Annotated in this window: 14 protein-coding genes, 1 pseudogene and 1 CRISPR repeat array (1 of these 16 only partly in view); of the genes and pseudogenes, 7 read left to right on the top strand and 8 right to left on the bottom strand. The window is 53.3% G+C overall.

What is annotated here, in order from left to right:
- Positions 1 to 359: a CRISPR direct-repeat array (repeat unit 37 nt; unit sequence GTAACATCGTGAGACCCGAGTAGAAGGGGACTGAAAG) (it extends 48 nt beyond the left edge of the window).
- 144 nt (positions 360 to 503) lie between these two features.
- A complete protein-coding gene (locus EV586_RS10270) occupies positions 504 to 1,499 on the bottom strand; it encodes a phosphotransferase (RefSeq protein ID WP_132945002.1) in 996 nt (331 codons plus the stop codon).
- Between the two features lie 670 nt (positions 1,500 to 2,169).
- Here EV586_RS10270 and EV586_RS10260 point away from each other — a divergent pair.
- From EV586_RS10260 to EV586_RS10230, 7 genes and pseudogenes are all read left to right on the top strand, one after another.
- Positions 2,170 to 2,891, top strand: a pseudogene (locus EV586_RS10260) (DUF2397 family protein).
- Between the two features lie 172 nt (positions 2,892 to 3,063).
- On the top strand, positions 3,064 to 4,029 hold the full coding sequence (gene cas6 / locus EV586_RS10255; RefSeq protein ID WP_132945000.1) for a CRISPR system precrRNA processing endoribonuclease RAMP protein Cas6: 966 nt from the start codon (positions 3,064 to 3,066) through the stop codon (positions 4,027 to 4,029).
- A gap of 2 nt (positions 4,030 to 4,031) precedes the next feature.
- A complete protein-coding gene (gene cas3, locus EV586_RS10250) occupies positions 4,032 to 6,431 on the top strand; it encodes a CRISPR-associated helicase Cas3' (protein WP_165898515.1) in 2,400 nt (799 codons plus the stop codon).
- A complete protein-coding gene (locus tag EV586_RS10245) occupies positions 6,400 to 8,115 on the top strand; it encodes a hypothetical protein (RefSeq protein WP_132944998.1) in 1,716 nt (571 codons plus the stop codon). The genes cas3 and EV586_RS10245 overlap by 32 nt, the downstream gene beginning before the upstream one ends.
- Positions 8,115 to 9,059 carry a DevR family CRISPR-associated autoregulator gene (locus tag EV586_RS10240; protein ID WP_132944997.1) on the top strand — a complete coding sequence of 315 codons (945 nt, stop codon included), beginning with the start codon at positions 8,115 to 8,117 and terminating at the stop codon, positions 9,057 to 9,059. Before EV586_RS10245 ends, EV586_RS10240 begins: the two co-directional genes overlap by 1 nt.
- Before the next feature lie 5 nt (positions 9,060 to 9,064).
- Positions 9,065 to 9,748 (top strand): type I-A CRISPR-associated protein Cas5, encoded by a 684-nt coding sequence (locus EV586_RS10235; RefSeq protein WP_132944996.1) that lies wholly within the window; start codon positions 9,065 to 9,067, stop codon positions 9,746 to 9,748.
- A 141-nt stretch (positions 9,749 to 9,889) separates the two neighbouring features.
- Positions 9,890 to 11,212 carry a helix-turn-helix domain-containing protein gene (locus tag EV586_RS10230; protein WP_132944995.1) on the top strand — a complete coding sequence of 441 codons (1,323 nt, stop codon included), beginning with the start codon at positions 9,890 to 9,892 and terminating at the stop codon, positions 11,210 to 11,212.
- Positions 11,213 to 11,633: 421 nt separating this feature from the next.
- On the opposite strand, the gene EV586_RS10225 is transcribed toward EV586_RS10230, so the two are convergent.
- The 7 genes from EV586_RS10225 to sbnA are packed head-to-tail and all read right to left on the bottom strand — an operon-like array spanning position 11,634 to position 20,143.
- The gene (locus tag EV586_RS10225) at positions 11,634 to 12,464 is read right to left on the bottom strand and encodes a ParB N-terminal domain-containing protein (RefSeq protein ID WP_132944994.1); all 831 of its coding nucleotides are present in this window, start codon (positions 12,462 to 12,464) and stop codon (positions 11,634 to 11,636) included.
- Positions 12,457 to 13,659 carry a type III PLP-dependent enzyme gene (locus EV586_RS10220; RefSeq protein WP_132944993.1) on the bottom strand — a complete coding sequence of 401 codons (1,203 nt, stop codon included), beginning with the start codon at positions 13,657 to 13,659 and terminating at the stop codon, positions 12,457 to 12,459. The genes EV586_RS10225 and EV586_RS10220 overlap by 8 nt, the downstream gene beginning before the upstream one ends.
- Entirely contained in the window at positions 13,656 to 14,447 is a 792-nt protein-coding gene (locus EV586_RS10215) for an HpcH/HpaI aldolase family protein (RefSeq protein WP_132944992.1), read from the bottom strand. Before EV586_RS10215 ends, EV586_RS10220 begins: the two co-directional genes overlap by 4 nt.
- On the bottom strand, positions 14,431 to 16,272 hold the full coding sequence (locus EV586_RS10210; protein ID WP_132944991.1) for an IucA/IucC family protein: 1,842 nt from the start codon (positions 16,270 to 16,272) through the stop codon (positions 14,431 to 14,433). The genes EV586_RS10215 and EV586_RS10210 overlap by 17 nt, the downstream gene beginning before the upstream one ends.
- Positions 16,269 to 18,086, bottom strand: coding sequence for an IucA/IucC family protein (locus EV586_RS10205; RefSeq protein ID WP_132944990.1), 1,818 nt, complete (start codon positions 18,084 to 18,086; stop codon positions 16,269 to 16,271). The genes EV586_RS10210 and EV586_RS10205 overlap by 4 nt, the downstream gene beginning before the upstream one ends.
- Before the next feature lie 11 nt (positions 18,087 to 18,097).
- The gene (gene sbnB, locus EV586_RS10200) at positions 18,098 to 19,111 is read right to left on the bottom strand and encodes a 2,3-diaminopropionate biosynthesis protein SbnB (protein ID WP_132944989.1); all 1,014 of its coding nucleotides are present in this window, start codon (positions 19,109 to 19,111) and stop codon (positions 18,098 to 18,100) included.
- A gap of 51 nt (positions 19,112 to 19,162) precedes the next feature.
- The gene (sbnA, locus tag EV586_RS10195; protein WP_243653006.1) at positions 19,163 to 20,143 is read right to left on the bottom strand and encodes a 2,3-diaminopropionate biosynthesis protein SbnA; all 981 of its coding nucleotides are present in this window, start codon (positions 20,141 to 20,143) and stop codon (positions 19,163 to 19,165) included.
- Positions 20,144 to 20,339 lie beyond the last annotated feature (196 nt).

The following is a 20,339-nucleotide window of genomic DNA, read 5'->3' as shown; positions in this document are numbered from 1 at the left end:
TCGCGGTCTTGTGGCAATTGGAGATCGTAACATCGTGAGACCCGAGTAGAAGGGGACTGAAAGAGACTTGGGCGGCACAGACGCGCTGCCGCATTCGGTCGTAACATCGTGAGACCCGAGTAGAAGGGGACTGAAAGTGAATGATTTCTACATGCATCTGCGTTCCCCTCCTGAGTAACATCGTGAGACCCGAGTAGAAGGGGACTGAAAGATTCGCACTTCGTAATGACGGATTACATCATTGCGCTGTAACATCGTGAGACCCGAGTAGAAGGGGACTGAAAGGCGAATTCCTTGAAAGGGAGCTTCGGGTTGTCGTCCAGTAACATCGTGAGACCCGAGTTGAATGGGACTGAGACTGTTCGAATGACCTGAGAAAATGGGAAAGAAATAACCATACGGACAGCCACTAACATCTGTAGTAGGAGAAGAATCACAACAAAAAACTACCTCGCCGTTTCTGGCGAGGTTTTTCGTTCGTAATAAAGGGGCATTGCGCTAACTCACTTGTTATTGCTTGTGCGCAGGATTTTGAGAAATCGTTCAGTAACAGGACCGCGATGAGTCTCCCAAAAATCATTGCTGATTTGGATGAACCGATCCCAGCGAGGATCATATTTGTCCGGCTGTTCGTAGCGGGTGCGCATCGGCCAATCGGTAATCTGTTCTTGGTAGGTCCAGTAAGGAACGAGCGCTTCGACTTCGTCAGTGGTTAAGCCATTCGCAGTGGCTGCATATCCGGCAAAAAAGTCGTATGCCTCAGGCAGCAGTTCCCGTCGGTTATAAAAACAAAGGTGCATCGTGCGCATGAGCTCCAATCCCCTCGGAACGCAGCGCAGGTTGTCAAAATCAATCACGGCGGTGATTTGATCGTCTTTATCAAATAGCAAGTTGGTCTCCTGATAATCGCCATGCACCCACTGTGCTGGCAATTTCGGCAATCCAGCACGCAGCACAGCGAGACGTTCAATTGCTGCAAGCTGACTCTGTAACACCTGATATGCTATTTCATCCACGCCGGTAGCGTGGCGATGCGGTTCCGCAAGCCGGAGCAATTGTTCCGTCCGATCCATCGCGGTCTCCCAATCCATCACTGCGTAATCTGTGACACGATCCATTCGTTCAAGAACATGATGCAAGCGCCCTAGCGTGTGCCCCATAGAAAATGCAGCGGCTGCGCGAATATGCAAACGCTGAGGATGCTGCCCAAGCACGAAACGGCTTAGCACATAGCAGCAGCCCGGTTTCGATTCCGCCACCAACTCCCCGGCAGCGGTCGCGATCACGTCAGGAACCGGCAGACCCGATTGGCGCAACATCTTTTGCACCGAACAGACTCGACGTACACGGTCGGGGGGATAGAGGTGAGCTGAGTAGGCTTTCAACACGTATGTATCATCCTGTGTTTGAACCAAATAATTATGATTCATCATGCCATATGCGATCTCCGAAATCATCGCGTTTGGCATCAGGTAAGTATCTGTAAGCAATGCTTTCAAATCATTCGCTCCTTTTATTTCCTAATCGCTGCCCTTCCTTCAGGATATATCTTTTTATATTATAGGCTAACCATTCATTGTATCCTAAGAGCGGATATTGTATTCTAAAACTGGGGAACATAAGGATATGACTTAGAGTTTCGAGGATCGAGCCACTTTTTCTACAGAAAATGAATCCTCGAAAAATGTAGCATCTAAAGCCCGTTGCAAAGTTTGCGGAACCCGCGCCAGAACAGTATTTTTGTCCGGCCATCAAGGTCGGTAACATCGTGAGACCCGTGTTGAAGGGGACTGAAAGCACAATCCATCGTCTTGTTTAGCGGCTTGGTAATAAAGTAACATCGTGAGACCCAAGTTGTAGGGGACTGAAATCGACGATCTGCAAAAGGAAAACGCCCGTATTCTCTACTAACATCGTGACCCCCGAGCTATAGTGGAACAAATATGAATGACCCGTAAAAACTCACCGACTCTTCGTACATAAACACCACATAACAACAAAAGTCCCTACCCGAGAGAGACAAGCCGATTCACGAGGCTTGTCTCTTTTATGTTAGCACCTAATCTTTTGATTTCAATTCAAATGAAGGCTTACAAAACATCCAATAAGTGTATAATTTAAAAATTATTCGTCCATCATGTACTCATCAACGTTATAAATCGAAAGTTGGTGCATGCCGTGAGGGCGTTAGTGGATCAGATCACGGAAGCGAAATATCTCGCGCAGGACAACTCGGACCGATACCGGCCGATCATCAGGTACTTGTTCGAACAGCACGAGATCTACCGCTATCAGGTGTTTAAAAGAGAGATTTACGAGCACGTGAAAAGTGCGTACCCGGAGATAAAGTACACCAAAGAAGAAGTCGAACAGGATCTCCGGATGCTTGTTAAGTGGGGCAACTTGATCGAGCGGCAAGTCAATCGAAACTTCAAAAGCATTGCCGAAATCAAACAAAAAACTTCCACTACCAGCTGACACCGCTGACAGTCGCAATCGAGCGCACCTTACTAGGATGGGAAAACACAGAACACACCGACCGTGGCGCACTAGACCGCGCGGTCTTTGATCGGCTGCTTGGCATCTTAAAACGCATCATCGAAACACATGCCCAACTTGAAGATGCAGAACTTCATTCGACATGGACTGAATTGTTCCACTGGTTGAATGAGCTCAGCAAAAATACTGTCGACTTTTTTGCTAAATCTGAACACCTCGAGAAAAGCATGTCGCAACCTTTCGAGAGTTTCCAAGAGCAGAATTCCGTTTTCATCGAGTATTTGAAAAGCTTCATCTTCACCTTGCAGCTCAAAGCGCCGTTTATCGAAGCTGTCCTCGACCAAGCCGATTCGCAGGATGTAGACATGAGCTTCGCGCGTGTGGTTCGCTAAAACCGGTCTGATGATCTGCAGCATTCGGTAGTACTCTGCGATCATAAAATTCACTTTATTGACTTTTGTAGAAGGTATTGTTTTTTCGTTCAAGAATGTAAAATATAACTCTTAGTACGATATTAAGATTGTATTCAAAAACTGAGACCCACTATTGGGGACGGAGGACACAATGCTTAAAAACTTACAGTTCGCAACGTACCGCTTTACACTGCAGGCTGGCAAACAAGGGGTCGAATTGCCTCCATGGAAGGCATCGACCTTTCGTGGTGGATTCGGGCATGTTTTCAAGAAGCTTGCTTGTATGAGAGCTGATGAAGCTTGCGTAAAATGCCAAGCGAGTTCTGTATGCGCATACGGCTATATTTTTGAGACAGCTCCAGAAGAAGAAACAGGGGGATTCATGGGTCGATACGAGCAGATTCCGCGTCCTTACTTGCTGGAAGTACCTGTGGATCGGCAGACCTATTACGAGCCTGGGGAAGTACTGACACTGCGCTTGCGCTTGTTCGGCAAGGGGATCGACTACGCTCCATTGTTCGTTTCGACTTTTCGGGAGTTAGGCAACTCAGGTATTGGCAAGGGCCGAAAACCCTACCGCCTGAATCACGTGGCATCGGAAGGCGTGAGGCGGGAAATGGACAGAATGGTTTACATGGAGGGAGGAGAACAAACACACAATCCAATAATCTCTACTGGTGCAGACGTAATCACCGATCTTGATAGCGCCAACTCAGACTACTCTCGTCTAATACTTTTCTTTGAGACTCCACTTCGAATGAAATGGCAAGGCCGCTATACGAGTGACCCGCAATTTCATATCATCTTCCGCAATGTACTGCGCCGCATAACCGGGCTGCTTCACTACCACCACGGACTTGATACCAGTTCCGAAAACTTCCAAGAATTATTGCAAAAAGCAGAACAGATTAAACTCGTTCGACAGGAGACTAAATGGGTCGATTATGACCGGTTTTCCGCACGGCAAGATGCCAAAATGAAGCTCGGCGGCATTATGGGATGGGCGCAGTATGAAGGCGACTGGAAAGAGTTTTTGCCTTGGCTACAAGTTGCAGAGTTGACTCACATTGGCAAAAATACGGTCTTTGATCTTGGCAGAATTCGAATTGGGTCATGAGAATGGACATTGGATTTCAGGAATTTTTTCAAGAAACGTTTGGCAATAAACCATATCCATACCAAGTACAAGTAGCCGAGCAAGTCCTGTTGGACAAAAACATGGTGCTTGTTGCGCCAACAGGCGCAGGCAAGACCTACGCTGCTTTGGCGCCGTTCCTGTATTCAAAGAAAATCGGAAAGCCGGTTGCAGATCGCGTAATCTATGCCTTGCCGCTCCGTGCTCTCGCCTCCTCGCTACATCAATCGACAGAAGAGATCGTTAAAGAAAAATTGGGGTTGGACGTCACTCTTCAAATGGGGAACCAACCTGATGACCCCTATTTTCAAGGGGACATCGTTTTTACGACGATCGATCAACTCTTGAGTGCCTATGTAGGTCTTGCATTCGGAACTTCTGCCCCGGCGTCAAATATACCGCCGGGTGCACTCATTGGTGCGCAAGTGATCATCGATGAATTCCATCTCTTGTCTTATCAGGAAGCTTTGCTAACGTTTTTGGAGATGATGAAACGGTTGAAGCACTTCACCCAATTTTTTGTGATGACTGCAACAGCCCCATCCGAGATCGTTGATCGCATCTCCCTGCATTTGAACACGACACCAATACGGCTGAGTAACATGAATCAACTCAATAGGACACGAAGTCTTCAGTGGCATGAGGAGCCCCTAAGTGTTGATGCGATCCTAAAGAGTCGCGGGGATAAAACTCTTGTTGTCATCAATACAGTTGACAGGGCGCAGCAGCTCTACCTAGAACTGCAATCTCGCCTTGTTGATGAGGGCATGCACCTTCCTGTCAGATGCCTTCACTCAAGGATGTTTGAGAAAGATCGACAGGACACGGAGAAATGGGTTCATGAGAGATTTTATAAAAAAGCGAAAGCCCCTGCTATCTTGGTGGCGACTCAGGTTGTAGAAGTTGGTCTAGACATCTCGGCTGATGTTCTGATAACGGATCTTTGCCCGGCCAACGCACTTTTGCAGCGTGCTGGACGTTGCGCGCGCTATGAAGAAGAAATCGGGAAAATACATGTTTTCTCGTTGGTAGATGCGGAGGGGGAGCGATTACCATCTCCATACGATGTTGAGCGGTTGTGCTTAACTGAGGAATTTCTAATCAGCAACGTCCCCAGTCAGATGACTCCTGAGTTTGAGCAGTCCATCGTTGAATACGTACACGGAACCTTGGATGTTAAGGAACTAAACGAAGCCTTTCTTGATTTGCCTGCCAGAGCTGATGTGATTGAACAGTCTTTGGTTTCTGGGGAGGGTAATGTCCAAGAGCTTGTACGTCTCATAGACAATGTGAGTGTATTGGTACATAACGCACCTGAGAGTTTACGATTGGAAAACAAACCGGAGCGTGTTTCGATTTCAACCTTCAGGCTCTACAAGTTGATCAAGCAGGAGCTGGAGAAGGTTAAAGAATACGATATCGGCTGGTATCCGATCTTTGAGAAGAGCCAATCTAAGGGGCTGGAAGTCACCTGGGCACCAATTCGATCAGAACGTGACATTAGGGGATGTTCACTGGTCTGTCTCTCTCCGCAGATTGTGAACTATCAAAAGGATGTTGGTTTGTTGCTGCCTCCTTTTTCCGGTAATCGTAAGTGCCTCATGTCTAAAGAGCAAAAAACAGATCACGCGAGGGCCAATCAACCTTTTCGTTATGTGCGAGAGACGTACTTGGAGCACGTAGAGCGAATTCGCTCCCTCTTTCAACATGAAGAGCAATTGCATATGTTTCGAGTCGCGAACGACAAGTTGAGTAAGCAGCTTCGGGGACAGGATGGTCAGCTTTTAATCGCTTACGTTGCGGAATTGGTCGGTGCTTTGCATGATGTGGGCAAACTCACAAAAAAGTATCAGATTGCTGTTAGGAAATGGCAAGTTCAGTATAGGAACAAAGACGAATCGGACCTGCTGGCACACACCGATTACGACGGTCTCAATCCAGCGGACCGGAAGGAATCGAAAAAGAAAATGTATGAGCGAGGGAATCATGCAGTCGAAGGGGCGCTGATGAGCCTTCCCATTTTCGATGAGACTGCCTTGAGGTTTGATGGTCAAGCACAGGAGCACGCATACTTTGCAATGGTTCTCGCAATCATGAGACACCACAACGCATTTAGTGAGAATTATAAAGAATTCTCAATTGCCAAGCGGGCGGAAGAAATAGTAGGGAAAAGTCTTTCTGGGTTATTTGATGGAGGGGTGCAACTGAATCATGAAGCTGAAGATCTGAGCAGCTACAAAAACAGGTTAATCAAACCTGACGTTCTCGCGTTGTACTGGTACTTGGTGCGAAGAGTGCGTCTTAATGACCAATTGTCCCAGCGTCTGTTGCACGAGGGAAAGGAGGATCAGAATGGAGCTCGTATCACAGTGGACTCTGTATAAGCGAACCGGCACGTATGCTGACACGTTAGCTGCGGTTGGGCTAGCGAAAATGATCGACTTTTTGTTGGACGGGGAGCAAGAGGTTTTCGTCTCGGAAAAAAGCGATTCATTTCTGATAACATCAGACCCGGTCGATCTGTCCAATCTGGACTATCAGAAATTGCAGGCACGTCCGCAGTTTCGCTATGCTCATTTGAGCGATGAGGATGGTGACATACCACCAAATGCCATTCTTTATGCGGAGCAAAAAAGACTTGCCGATGAAGAGCGGGAGTACAAGAAGAAAAATGCCAAAGCAAAGTCTGGGATTTTGAGTGATGATGAAACTCGACCGCGGGGTCCAGAACCACGGTTTCCTACTTTCCAGAAGATCAACCTTCTTCAAGGATTTGGTGCAAGGAACAAGCTATATCGCGAGATTGAAAATGCAGACCCGGAAGCATTTCGCACGACTTTGATCCAACGATTAATGGCGTTGGGAACAGGAACTGATCTTCAGGGTACGACGCCCTTTGCACCTAGCACTTCTCCGCTGCAAGTCTTCAATCCGATTGCTGGGAAAGGAATCAATCAAACAAAGGCACTGAGCACATCCAGAAAGTCGTTGCCAAATGATTTTTTGGATTGGTTTGAAGAGTGGCTACGTTACATTGCGAGCGATATTGCACTCATGGGTTATTCCATGAACAAGGATATCAAAATGTCGGTACCTGTTCCTAAAGAAATAACGTTTCGGACATATCAAGCCATGAATAAGGAAAAAGGGACACTTGCTTGGACTTCCCGCAAGTCAGACATTTTTGCAGTCCTCGACCAAGTCGGTTTCCTCCTCCAACATGCAGAAAAAGAGAGCGGAGTACGTTTAAGACTGGTTTTGAACAAGAGTCCAAGAGATCTGATCTCCTCGATCCAGACTACCTATTTCAAGTCACTCGGTTCCGGGCGAGCTGTCACAAACATTTCCAGCATTGGTGTACCTGACTGGTTCACTGTGAAGACACAGGCTGATTACGATCTTTGGAAACGCATCACCGATGACCATCGCAAAGTGTTGCAACTTTGGGACGAGGACAAAAGCGAAGAAGCGGACCTGCTTGGGGCGTATCGAGATTTTTTGTCGGCAAGTGATTGGCGTGCATTTCTACAGTTTCTTGGCGGCAATGGTATTTTACTGATGAAAAAACGAGAAAAGGGCAAACCAGCTCGGACGTTTACCTATTCGGATTTGGAGGCGTTGTTTTTGAAATCTCAAGAAAACAGCAAGTTGCCGATCGCAGAAGTTATCAGAAATGCTGGATTCAAAAGTGTAGCCGAAGCGATGCGCAAGGCTACTGTGACAGAGCAGTTTCATAAGTCCAGAGGCAATCAAAGTTTTGACATCCACTATGGACTCTTTCAAGAAATCAAGCAGAAGGCGAAATTCCGTGAGCAGTTGATTGAGCGTGTGGCAAGGTTCGTCAACGAATACAACGCGGAAAATGCACGTCGGGCTGAACGGATTAAAGAGGGGGCTGGACGACGCAGAGCCAATGTCACGCTTCAGGAGTTGGAGGAGCTGTTCTCCCTTTTTGACAAGTATCCGAAACAGACCGAGACGATTGCAATGCTGCTGATTGCCTTTGCATCGGCAAAAGACGATACGAAACAACAAAATGACGAGCAGTCACTTGAGGAGGAAATCTAATGAGCATTCCGTTCCAATCTTTTTCAATTTCCGGTCTTTTGACCTTGGACATGCACTCGCTGAACAATGAAGGTGCGGAAGGAAATCACCTGCAGACTCGTATGGTGCACATTTTGGATGGCGAAGGGGAGCCGACCGTTGTCAACGCGGTATCCGGCGATATGTTGAAGCATATCCAAGCGGAGCATTTGCATGGTCTGGCAGTTGATAAAGACTTGGCGCTCTGTGAAGGATGCAAGACGCTGAGCTCCAACCGTATCAACGCTGACCACGAATTTATAGAATCTTTAGGAAGTAAGGCTCCGACAGCTGATGTCTTGAGGAAACTGCTGAACCACTGTGCGATGGACGATCTTGAAGGCGTTTTGATCACCGCGAACAAAAACTCCGCTCCGAGAAAATCGACGGTTGAATTTGGCTGGCTGATCGGCCTCCCGGAAGTCACTCGTACAGAAACGTACTTTCACGTGAAGTTTGACAAAGATCGCAAAGAGGGGTCTGGTGACGACAGTGGAGCCAACTTGGGCCAAAATATTTTCTATCGGCCGGCGAGCTCAGGGAAATACGCGCTCGTGATGAACGCAGAATTGAATCGAGTGGGTTTTAACGATTTCACACGTGAATACGAGATTTCCGAAACTGAGCGCCAAGAGCGCGTTCAGGCATTGCTCGAGAGCGTGATGCTGACCTTCATCAAACCGCTTGGTGCTCACCGCAGCACTCAATTTCCGCACATTTTGAACTTTGAGGGCGTAGTAGCGGTATCAGGCTCTACCGTGCCTGCGCCGACGATTAGCCCGTTGAATGCGAAATACCAAGCAGAAATCGAGGGTGTTTCTAACAACCTGAATCGTCTGTATCCGAACACCATTCAAACGCATGTGTTCCACTCCCAATCTGAGTTCACGAAAATCATGGCTGACTTGATTGAGCAGGTGAGATAACTCCAATGTGGTTGCTGACAACCTATCGTCATACCGCACTGTTTTCCCTCCGATCCTCGATGGCGACGAGTTCTGGAGGAAAAACGAATCTTGTCCCGAGCATGTACAGCGTGAAGATGGCAATTTTGGATGCATCCTTTCGCATGGGACTGGACGGAGCTGATATTTTTCCATGGGTACGCGACCTGGAGATCCGTTTTGAGCCTCCCGCACATGCTGTCGTCAATAACAGTTTCATCAAAGTTTTGAGTGAGCCAAAAACCAAGGACCCAGAAGGGCTACCCTTTATCTCTTCGGTCGGTTATCGGGAGTTTGTCTCGTTTGAGGGAGATCTGTGTATTGCGATCTGTGTGGATGGGCTAGAAGGAGACAAGTTGTCTACCTTGAAGAGCATTCTGCTTCATATCAACTACCTGGGCAAGCGGGGAAGTTTTGTTCAAGTTGTGGAACAAGAAATGCAAGATGAGCTTCGGCATACGTTCAGTGTAGTTTTAGGCGAACGAAGCACAACCAGTTCCGTAGTCATGGTGCAATACTTAGATGATATGGGAGCTACAGCAACATTTGAAAGCATCAACTCGTATAGCGACGTTAAGAATACGCTAGGTCGCGACCGAGTGATGAGAATCGTGTTTCTTCCTTATCGGATAAAGTCTTCAAGTCGTGGATACACAGTTTACTCCCGATAGTAAAAGAGGTGCCGATATATCGGTACCTTTTTGTGCTTATTAACAGATGTTATTCATTTGGAGAAAACATTGTAATTCAACTGTCCTTTTTATTGTGATTGGGATATAATTACTTTAGTGACTGATAAAGGGGGGCGTTTCGTGGAACTCATTACGGTCGAAACAATTGGCGAAAAGATAAAGAGACTTAGGCTGGAGAAGGGCATGTCACAAAGTGAGCTCGCTGACGGTTTTGTGACAATATCGATGATTAGTCAACTCGAACGCAACAGGAATACAGCTTCTGTAGAATTATTGCGGCATATTGCCCGTAAATTACAAATTCCATTGCACGAGTTAGTAGAAGATGATGTTGGTCAGATGGCGATGGCATGCCAGCATAAACTGGTCAAGGTGTATCTTGAAATCAAGGAGCCTAATCAAGCTGAGCCGCTCTTGCACCAACTGAGAGCCAGAAATGATTTATCACAAGCAGAGTCGATTGAACTTACCGTGGAGCTTGGAGAATGCTGGTATCAGCAAAAGCGGTATGAAGAAACACTGGGATTGCTCATCCCCCTTTCGGATGAGTTGGAAGCGGTCAATTATGACGATGCGCGGATGTTGGCGCTGATCCGTTATACAATTGGGAATGTGTATTACGGCTTGCAGAATTATACGCATGCCAACTACAACTACCGTAAGGCGTATGACTATACGAGCCGGTTCACATTGTTTGATCTGCTAGCTGCAAAGATTTCGTACAACGTTGGGATCACCTTGAGGAAAATAGGTCATTCCCAAGAGTCGTTGTTTTTCTTGGAAAGGACTTATAAGTATTTTCAAGGCATTGGGGATATGAATAAGCTGGCGATGACCGTGTATGCGCAAGGAATCTCCTATAAAAACTTGAAAGATTACGCCGGTGCGGTTGATTCGTTCTCAACCGCTATGAATATCTTTTTTGCACTCAACTTAATGCACCAATATCACATCATTCAGCACACCATGGCTTCTACCGTGACTGCATTGGAAGATCCCCAACGGGCGTTGAGTCAATTAGAAAAATGTGCGGTAGCTTTTAAAGAGCAAGGCAGCATTTCGGATCTGGTTCGTGTGCTTACCAAAAAGTCCGCCATTCAGCTTGATCTGGAGAACTATGAGATGGCAGAAAGAGAGCTACAACAGGCGGAGGAGTTTGTGATTACTCACAATCTTCATGGCACTGACGAGGGTGCGGAATGTTTTCAGGCGTGTGCCCGTTATCATTTAAAGCTTCAAGATTTTAAAAAGTGCGTTGACTACGCTTTAAAATCGGCGTCAGTTTTTGATACAATTGGCTTATTGGTTGACCAAGTTGATTCCTTGCAAATTGCTGCCGAAGCATATGAAGCATTAGCGGACACAGGTAAGGCGTATGATCTTCAGAAGAGGTGTGTGTATCTTCTGCGAGTACTTAGTGACGGGAAGGAGGGGATATTATGAAACGACTAATCGGATTTGTTGTTGCAGTCGCTTTACTGATTTCTGCAGGATCGTTCCTGGCGCAGTCCGCTGCCTTGGCTGGTGACCGTGATATTGGACCCATGTCTTCCTCGAATACTTCATTCTAGGTCAAACCCATCTGCTCTAGTAAAATAGGGTGGGTGGGTTTGTTACACAAGGCTTGTACATCAATAGGTCCACGTTGAAAAATTAGCCGTATAAGGACGAACATGAGGTAAGAACCCATCAGTATCTTCAGATCGACCACAAGGTTGCGCTCCTTTATAGTTTTCGAGAAATTTTTCTACAATGGAGATACGCGATTTACTAATAGGCCATTTCAACATCTAGATAACAGAACATTCTTGGAAAAAAACAAAAGACCTTTGCTACCTATGCAAAGGTCTTTTTTCGATTCACCTCATACCTCACACAAATACACCGCTTCCGAATACAATCGCAGCGACTGCTTCCACCGATCACACAGCCCTGCCCACACATCCGCTTGAAAATCGGGCGCGGTGAGGAGGTCCAGCGGGACGCGGAGGTTGAGCAGGCGGCCTTGGACGATGCAGCGGGTGACGCCGGCCGGCATGACTTGGTTGGCGGTGACGAGGGCGTCGAGTTCTTCGACTGTGGTCGCCGGGTAGCGCAGGAGGACTTGGCCGTGGGAAGGCACTGCGACTTCACCTGCGGCGATCCGTTGGACGGAGTGGTCGCGGCAGTAGGAGGTGACGATTTGATGCCATGCGTTCAGGCGGGCTGAGGGATCGTCAACGTCTGTCGCCGGGTAGATGAAATGCTCGGTGCCTGTGGCAACGACCAAGGTCGCCACCGGTTGGACTGCGGAGAACGCTGCAGACCCGCTCGCCAGCGAAGCGGCAGGTGCGGCAGGTGCGGCAATCTGCAATGGTGCACATTCAATTCTGAGCAACGGGTCTTCCAGCAACTGATCCACCCAGGCTCCGGTCGGGACGATATGATGCCAGCTCTCCAATTGGAAGTAGTCGTCATGCACCACCTGCACGACGCTGCGCAGGCAGCCCAACTTCTGCAGGGAGCAGGTGCGGTGGGCGCCGTCGAGGATGAGGTAGCGGCCGTCTTTCATCTTCGCGGCGAGCGGCGGGTTGCGCAGGACGCCTTCGACGAGGATGGCTTGGCAGGTTTTATCCAGCCTTACGCACTCGTGGGTCTCATGCAGGCAGAGCTGATCGATGTCGACCACTTTCAACTGCGAGATCGCATCATACATGATCGTCACCTCCGAGGTACATGTGATCCGGGTGCGGGTGGCTCAGGAAGTCGTGGTGCGAGATCGACCAGCCGTATGCGCCTGCATACAGGAACAGGAGGACATCCCCGATCCGCAGGTTCGGCACGGTCACATCGGTCGCCAGGACGTCTTTCGGTGTGCAGAGCTGGCCGACGACGGTCAATTGCTGATCCGATACACCTTTGCGTTCAAATCCATACTCCCAGCGCTCGCTCGGCACGACGACGAACGGATGGCTGTGCTGCCAGGAGACGGGCAGGCGGAAGTGCTGGGTGCCGCCGCGGATGATGGCGTAGGTCTTGCCGTGGTTTTCTTTGATGTCGAGCACTTCGACCGCATAGTAGCCGCAGGACGCGGTGTTGTAGCGGCCGCATTCGAAGAGCACGGTCATCCCTTCCGGCAGGTGCGCTTCCAGCATCGGCTGCAGGTCGCCCACGAAATGCTCCCAGTCAAACTGCGCTTCCAGATCCGCATAGTTGACGCCGATGCCGCCGCCGGCGTTCAGGTAGGAAAGCGTGAGGTCGTGTTCGGCCGCCCAGCCTGTGACGCGCTCGATGTAATACTGCACCAGTTTGACGTGTTCGGCGGCGTTCAGGTTGTTGGAGAGGGAATGCAGGTGGAAGCCTTCGAGCTTGACGTGCGGCAGGCGCTTGGCGAGTTCGATCGCTTCTGAAATCTGCAGCTCATCGATGCCAAACTGGGTCGGGCGCCCGCCCATCGCCAAGGTCGCGGTCGGCAGCGGGCCGCGCAGGTTGACGCGGAGCAGGATCGGCATCACGGTGCCCTGCTTGGCGCAGAGTTCGTTCAGGCGGCGCAGCTCGTGCTGACTCTCGACATGGATCAGGGAGACGTGGTGCTCCAGGGCGCCGAGCAGCTCTTCGTCCGATTTGCCCGGACCGCCGAAGATGATCGGGGTGTCTTGGGAAACGGAGCGCACTTTCTGCACTTCGCCGATCGAAGCGACTTCGAAGCCGTGGACGATCGGGGCGAGGGCGCGGAGGATCGGGAGCTCGGAGTTGGCTTTGATGGCATAGAAGTAGCGCGTGTTGGCAGGCATCGACTCCACGCGCGCTTTGACATGCGCGCGCAGGTGGTCGAGGTCATAGAGGAAGGCACAGAACGGCTTGCTGCTCGCTTGCTTGGCAGTTTGGATGTAGTCCGCAATACGGTTCATGGGATGGGTACCTCCGTGGGGATCAGGTTGTGAAACGTTTTCCGGTGCGCGTTTAGTGCGCGAAACGCGATGCCCCGCTCATCGCCAAGCACAAAGGCGCGGACGCCGCTGAGATACAAGGGTTCGAGATCTTCTGCAGACCGCGGGATGGCGCAGTAAGGCACGCCTTTGGCCTGGGTGCGTTTTTGTACATGGCGCAGCGCGGTCTGCACAGTTTCGCTACGGATTTGCCAAGGCAGGCCGTAGGACTGGGAGAGGTCGGCCGATCCTTCGAGGATCATGTCGATGCCGTCCACCGAAAGGATGTCGTCAATGTTCGCCACGCCCGTGCTGCTTTCGATCATCGGGATGACGAGGATCTCTTCGTTCGCCCGTTTCATGTAGTCGACGAGGCTGCTTTTGCCAAACGCGCCGGGACGGCCTCCGTTTAAACTGCGCATGCCTTCTGGGTAGTAGCGGGCGGCGCGGACGATCGCTGCGGCTTGCTCTTTGGTCTCGACGTGGGGGACGACGATGCCCATGGCCCCGCCGTCGAGGGCGCGGAGGATCGTTTCTTTGCTGGGGTCGGCGACCCGCACCAGCGGCGTGATGTGCAGCGCTTCGGCGGCGCGGATCATGTTCTCCAGCGTTTCCGGGTTGACCAGCACATGTTCGGTGTCGAGGATGACAAAATCATAGTCGGCCAGCGCGATCAGCTCGACCATCACCGGATGCGGCACGGAGCAGAACAGGCCGAACGCGGGATCTCCCGCCTTCAGTTTCTGCTTCAACTCATTCGGTCGCAGCATGTGCCTTCACTTCCTCTCTGTTCAGAAACGACAAGGATAACGGATTGGGGACTTCTTGAATGCGAATCTCCGTCTCGGGGTAGAGGCGGCGCTTGGTCAACTGCTCGACATAGGAGGTCTCCGCGAACAGGTCGAACAGTTGGAACCGCTCGTTCAGCTCCGGAAAACGGGCCTGATACGCTTCGATCACACCGCGCAAGAGCATCCAGAACTTCGCTTCTTCGTACCCGAAATGGCGGTCGAGCAGCAGCGCCAGTTCGCCGAGGTTGATGAAGAAAAAGGCATCATGCATGAAGTCGCGCACGTGGATCAGATCGTCCGTCTCGAGGAAGGAGTTGCGGTTGACGCGCTGATGCGTTTCCGGCGTGGCGAGCAGGGCCGGGATCGCGTCAGGGTCGGCGACATGCGCGGGCGAGAAGCGGACGCCGTCGTGGAAGTCTTTCAAGGCGACGCGGACGGGGCGGCCGTTGTCATGCACCAAGATCATGTTTTGCGCATGCGTTTCCAAAGCGAGGCCGTGCGCGTAGAGCAGGTGCAGCACGGGCAGCACCGTTTTTTGGAACAGGTCGGTCAGCCAGTTTGTGATGCCGTATTGTTCGATCCACGGCGTGATCAGCGGTGTGCCGTCGAGGTCGAGGGCGGTCAGGCCGTTGTAGGGCACGGCCGCTTCGCCGGGCGCGAGGTAAGCGTGCAGGCTCTCCCGCCAGATGCAGCCGAGGATGCCGTAGGTGACGCTTTGCACGAGGTCGGACAACGGCTCCGGGTTGTAGGTGACGCCGAGCACTTCGCCGAGCAGGATCAGGCGGGATTCATCGCGCAGGAACGGGTCGTGCTCGGCGATGCCCTTCAGCCAGTCGGTCACGTGCGGCGCGTTTTGCACGGTGTGCGGCGCGAGGACGCGGCCGGTCGAGGTGTTGACGATGCTCATCGAGAGTTTGAGATAGGCGCGCCCCGGTGCGGTCGCGTTGCTCAGCGTGCGGATCGACTGCTGCGGGTGGTAGACGTCTTCGGACGCGCCGAGCAGGAGCAGCTTGCCTCTGCGCAACTTGTCGTGAAACGCCGGCTGGATGCGATGCTGCCACTGCCACGGATGGGCGGGCACGAAGTGGTAGTCGGCCGGATCGAAGCCTTGCGCGCAGATGGTGTCGTGGAAGCGTGCCACCTGTGCAGCGCCTAACTCTGAATTCCAAAATTGCGCCACGTCGAGGCGCTGCGAAGCGGCCAATCGCGTCTCAGATGTATGTACGGCCAGCCAGATCGGGCGCACGTCGGGGCGGGTCTCCGGACCGTACTGGTACTGGTCTTCTGCGTCAAATCCCATCCGGGACTTGTAGCTCGGATGGTACGGGTGGCCGTCCATCACGTAGGATTCCAGCTCGTCATAGGGGCGGCCTTCGAAGCGCAGGCCCTGCTCGTGGCGGTGATGCTGGGCCAACGTGTCGTTCAACAGCGTCTGCTCCAGCTCCCGGCAAAACGCGGCCAGACGGTCCGGGTCGGCACCGAGCTGGTCTTGCAGGTCGAGCATGAACTGGGTCAGCGATTCGGCTTCGACGGCAGCAGCGGCGGTGTCCGCATCGGCTGCCTGCGCATGACGCAGGAGCGGCTCTTTCGTCAGTTCGATGCGGCCAAACGTGTGCGTGCGCTTGCCGGTGCAAGTATAGGTCGCGCCATCGCTTTCGATGAGGAACTGGCCTTCCTGTTCCACAGGCAGCAACAGGCCCTCATAGATCAAACCTTGGACGAGCTGGCGGAAGATGCGGCGTCTGACCTGGACGTAGTGCTCCGACCGCAGGGCCAGGATCAGGGATTGTTGGGACTGGCTCATTGTGTCACCTCGCGTTTTTGAAAAAGAGGATTGGGAATCTCGACGTAGTGCGGCGTTTCGCCGCGTTCTTGGAAGCGGGAGATCAAGTTCGCTTTGGCTGCAAAATGCGGTGTGGTGAACAGGTCGCGCACGCCGCGCCGGGCGCGCTCCGAGGCGAACCCTTCATGGCCCTGAATCGCCGCGCCCACCACGTCCCACAGCTCTTGCTCGGAAACGCCCGTATCATGCGCCAAAGCATGGAGCAAGTGCCCGGTGTGGTTGACGAGGATGTAGTACTTGAAGCGGTGCCAAGCCTGCTCGTCATCGTACAGCGCCACGCTGCCCGTGGCGAGCACATCGCCTGCCACCGCGCGGGAGACGGAGACGCCTTCCAGATCGCGGACGTAAAAACGGGCCGGCCAGCCGTGATCGAGCGTGACCATCGAGTTCTGGACATGCGCTTCGGCGCTGTAGCCGTGGCGGAAAAACAGGTCGAGCAGCGGGAGCAGGGAGATCGCGACGTACTGCTGCAGCCACGCTTTGACAAAATCGGCATCGAGCGCCGCACCGCGCGCTTGGGCGGCCTGCTCGACAAAACGGTACAAGGGAGCAGTCGCTTCGCCGGGGCGCGTTTCCAGCAAGGAAGCGACCACCACCGGTGTCTCGTCGTCGGCGTGTTCGGCAAGAACCGGATTCTGGCGGAAGATCACGGCAAAGCTTTCGATCAGCTTCAGGCGTGCCGCTTCCGGCAGTTGGTCGGCGACGAGCGTCCGATAGCCCGCCTCGGCGAGAATGGTCAACCCTTCGTAGGGCAGGGGACGCAGGCTCTCCGTATAGGTCGCCGCATCGAGCGTGCGTTCCAGCTGGTCGAGCGGGTTGACGCGGATGAAGTTGGTGATGCGGACGTTGAGCGGGAGTTTCAGGTACGCGGCCAGTTCCGGTGACCAGACGGTGCGCACCGAGGAGGTCGGGTGCACCGGCACGCCGAGCGGTCCAAGGTAGACGAGCTGGCCGCTTTGGATCAGCTCCTGCACTTCCGGCCAGGTCAAAAGGTGTTTCGCCTGCCACGGATGACAGGGCAGCAGTTGGTACTGCTGACGGTCAGTGGCGAGCTTCTGCTGCGCTTCTGCCAGCAGCGCGGGCGGGAACGGGTCGATCCCTGTGCCTTCCACCCACGCTTCCTGCACCAGTTCCGGTGCGGCGGCGAAGTAGCAGAGCGTAAACGACGCGTGCAGCTCCGGCGCATACAGCTCCAGATCTGCCGCGGAAAAACCTTCCGAGCTCTTCGGCGTCGGATGGAACGGGTGGCCGAACACGAGCCCGCTTTCGGCGCGTTTCGTGCGCTCACCGCCGGTCAGCTCCCAGAGCTTCGCGCCATGCTCGGCGTGGTGCTCGACGAACCGGGTCGTTTTTTCAATCGAGTTTTGCACTTGTGCCACGAGATCGGCGACGCGGCGGCTGCGCGACTCGGAGTCCGCGTCGCGCTGGCCGACTTCTGTCAGCAGGGGTTCGGCCAACTGCGCACCGTCCGCTGCTTGCAGCGTGGCGTCTTCCGTTTGCCGCCAGAAGCGATGACCGTAGCGGTGATGTCCGAACAGGGAGGCATAGGTGACCGCGCCGTAGATGCGCGTGCGGGTCGCAGGCAGTTCGAGGCAGAACGGATGTCCCTGAGCCTGCAGCTCTTCTAGGATTGGCGCGGGCAGGACAAGCAAACGCCGGTCGTCTGCCGCGAGGATGGGGGCCGGTTGGCCCGTCTCGCGAAAGAAGGTGTTCAGGAGGCGTTCGGCAGCAGCAGCAGTGGCTGCCGAACGGGCCTGAGGAATGGTAATCGCCATAGGGATGCCTCCTAGTACAAGTTCAGGCGGGTGCCTGCGTTTTCACGGACGGCGCGCTGGTACACTTCGTGCGCGGACGCGATGTCTTCGATCGCGAGGCCCATCGGGTTGAGCAGGATGATCTCGTCTTCGTTTTCACGGCCCGGTCGCGCGCCGGTCAGGATCTCGCCGAGCTCGGCGTGCAGTTTTTCGCGGGAGAAAGTGCCTTCGAGCACGAGCTGGTTGATCACTTTTTTCTCGCGGTTGCACTGATCCCAATCGTCGACGACGACTTTGTCCGCCTTCAGGAAGACTTCTTTTTCCACGTCCATGATCGAGATGTTGGAGACGAACGCCCCTCTTTTCAGCCAGGAGAACGGGATGTACGGCTTGTCGGTGACAGTGCAGGTGACGACGAGGTCGCCTTGGCGGACGGCGCTCTCCGCATCCGGGGCGACGATGACTTGCAGGCCGCTGTGTTTCGCGGTCAGTTCGTTCGCCAGGCGGGTCGCCGCGTCCGGGTTGAGGTCGAACAGGTGGATCGTGGTGATCGACGGGAACTGTTCGAGCAGGGATTGCAGCTGCATCCGCGCAATGATGCCCGAGCCCATGCAGGCGACGGTGGTGAAGCCGGGGCGGGCGAGGTATTTCGCGGCCAACACGGTGACGGCCGCCGTGCGCATGCCGGAGATCAGCGAGCCTTCCATGACGGCGATCGGGTAGTTGGTCTCCGGATCGTTCAGCACGATCAGAGCGGAAGCGCGCTCCATGCCGCGCTTTTGCGGATTGTCAGCTTTCGAGCCGATCCACTTGATGCCGGACACTGGCGCTGCGCCGCCGACGTAGGCCGGCATGGCGATGATGCGGTCGGCGATGTGGCCGTTTTGTTCATCGACGCGCAGGTAGGGCTTGAGCGGCTGGACGATGTCTTTTTGGGCGTGCAGTTCGAGCGCGTTGGTCAGCGCTTTGACGTACAGGTCGGAGCTGCCGCCGCCGACGGAAATGATGTCTTGTTTGCTCAGGTAGAGAATGGACGGGTTGTTCATGTTTGGGTTCTCCTCTCAGGGTTGGAAGTCATAGGATTTTAGGTGGACAGACTAGCTGCGGCGCAGGGTCTTGACCCAGTCGGCGTCATACACGGTGTCGAGGTAGCGGTCGCCGCGGTCGGGCAGGATGACGGCGATGCGGGCACTCTCCGGCAGCTCGGGCAGGAGCTGTTGCAGGGCGGCGATCACCGAGCCGGACGAGCCGCCCGCGAAGATGCCTTCCTGTTCGAGCAAGGTGTTGCACCCGGCGACCGATGCGAGGTCATCGACATGCACGACCTGTTGGAGCTCCGCCGGGGAGAAAATTTCCGGCACGCGTGACGCGCCGATGCCGGGCAGTTCGCGCGGGCCAGGCTTGGCGCCGAAGATGACCGAACCGACGGCGTCGACGGCGATCACTTGCAACAGCGGGAACTTTTCGCGCAGGCGGCGGGAGATGCCGAGGATCGAGCCGGTGGTGGAGACCGGGGCGAACAGATAGTCGAGCTGGTCGAGGCTGTCGGCGATCTCCGTTCCTGCGCCGTGGTAGTGGGCCTGCCAGTTTAACTCGTTGGCGTATTGGTTGATCCAGTACGCGCCGGGCACGGTCTGGATCAGCTCCTGCACGCGGTTGATCCGCGTCTGCAGGTAGCCGCCGGCCGCATCGGGGACGCTGACCATGTCGACGTTCGCGCCGTATTGGCGGATGATGTTCAGGTTGGTCTTGGTGATCTTCGGATCGACGACAGCGGTGAAGCGCAAGCCATACAAGCGCGAGACCATCGCCAGCGCGATGCCGAGGTTGCCGGAGGTGCTTTCGATCAGATGCGTGTCTTGGTTCAAAATGCCGTCGGCCAAGCCTTTTTCGATGATGTGGCGGGCGGGGCGGTCTTTCATGCTGCCGCCGGGGTTCATCAGCTCCAACTTGGCATATATGTCACGGCCGGGAAACAGCCGGCTGAGCTGCACGAGCGGCGTATGGCCGATGCAGTCGGCGATCGAGTTCAGGGCCGGGCGGTTGCGCTCCGGCGTAAGTACGGAGGATGCGGTCAACGGGGACACCTTCCTTTTTGTCGTGGGAATGAGAATCATTATCACACCAACATATATTGAATGATAACGATTCTCATGTCAATATATTTGTTACTGAGAATTGTTATCATTGACAATCTTTTGATGTTCAAGTACCATGCAAATGAGAATGATTCTCTTTGATAAATGGAGCCCGGAAGTGAAAGGGGACATGAGG

The sequence above is a fragment of the Tumebacillus sp. BK434 genome, assembly GCF_004340785.1.
Lineage (GTDB): Bacteria > Bacillota > Bacilli > Tumebacillales > Tumebacillaceae > Tumebacillus_A.
This window is presented reverse-complemented; position numbering and strand designations above follow the sequence as displayed.

What these genes read in the sequence shown, in the direction of transcription:
- sbnB (WP_132944989.1), bottom strand. Translation starts at nt 19,111, where the DNA reads ATGAACAACCCGTCCATTCTCTACCTGAGCAAACAAGACATCATTTCC.
- EV586_RS10205 (WP_132944990.1), bottom strand. Translation starts at nt 18,086, where the DNA reads ATGGCGATTACCATTCCTCAGGCCCGTTCGGCAGCCACTGCTGCTGCT.
- EV586_RS10225 (WP_132944994.1), bottom strand. Translation starts at nt 12,464, where the DNA reads ATGTATGATGCGATCTCGCAGTTGAAAGTGGTCGACATCGATCAGCTC.
- EV586_RS10245 (WP_132944998.1), top strand. Translation starts at nt 6,400, where the DNA reads ATGGAGCTCGTATCACAGTGGACTCTGTATAAGCGAACCGGCACGTAT.
- cas3 (WP_165898515.1), top strand. Translation starts at nt 4,032, where the DNA reads ATGGACATTGGATTTCAGGAATTTTTTCAAGAAACGTTTGGCAATAAA.
- EV586_RS10235 (WP_132944996.1), top strand. Translation starts at nt 9,065, where the DNA reads ATGTGGTTGCTGACAACCTATCGTCATACCGCACTGTTTTCCCTCCGA.
- cas6 (WP_132945000.1), top strand. Translation starts at nt 3,064, where the DNA reads ATGCTTAAAAACTTACAGTTCGCAACGTACCGCTTTACACTGCAGGCT.
- EV586_RS10215 (WP_132944992.1), bottom strand. Translation starts at nt 14,447, where the DNA reads ATGCTGCGACCGAATGAGTTGAAGCAGAAACTGAAGGCGGGAGATCCC.
- EV586_RS10210 (WP_132944991.1), bottom strand. Translation starts at nt 16,272, where the DNA reads ATGAGCCAGTCCCAACAATCCCTGATCCTGGCCCTGCGGTCGGAGCAC.
- EV586_RS10220 (WP_132944993.1), bottom strand. Translation starts at nt 13,659, where the DNA reads ATGAACCGTATTGCGGACTACATCCAAACTGCCAAGCAAGCGAGCAGC.
- EV586_RS10240 (WP_132944997.1), top strand. Translation starts at nt 8,115, where the DNA reads ATGAGCATTCCGTTCCAATCTTTTTCAATTTCCGGTCTTTTGACCTTG.